Origin of the sequence: Tepidimonas sp. (genome assembly GCF_046292505.1) — a bacterium.
Taxonomy (GTDB): domain Bacteria; phylum Pseudomonadota; class Gammaproteobacteria; order Burkholderiales; family Burkholderiaceae_C; genus Tepidimonas.
In genome coordinates this window covers 1-356 of the sequence record NZ_JBKBQX010000210.1, presented here as the reverse complement: position 1 = coordinate 356, position 356 = coordinate 1, and the positions used below count along the sequence as shown (strand labels likewise).

1 pseudogene is annotated in these 356 nt (G+C 71.1%); it reads right to left on the bottom strand.

The features are described 5' to 3' along the window. Nucleotides 1-153: pseudogene (locus tag ACK4TH_RS12800) on the bottom strand (succinate-semialdehyde dehydrogenase (NADP(+))); the annotation flags it as partial. Between the last annotated feature and the right edge of the window lie 203 nt (nt 154-356).

The window sequence follows — 356 nt, the reverse complement described above, 5'->3', positions numbered from 1 at the left end:
CAGGTTGGCCACGTCGGCGAGCCTCGATCCGGTCGCCGGGTCGGTGACGTCGAAGCGCGCGGTGCCGGCGATCCACTCGCCGCCGACCAGCGCGTCGGTCTTGAGCAGCGTCGGGTCGTTCAGCGTCGCAAGCGGGGTGTTCTTCATGTCCATGGTCGATCCTCGGAAATTCAGGCTGGAGCGGGAACGGGGCGCAGCCTAGCGCATCGGCACGGCGGGCAGCACGCACAGCATCTCGTACAGCACGTTCGCGCCGGGCAGCGCGGTGTTGCCCCTCGGGTCGTGGGGCGGCGCCCACTCGACCGGGTCGGCGCCGATGGTCTCCAGCCCGCGGCAGCCAGGGGCCACTTCCAACG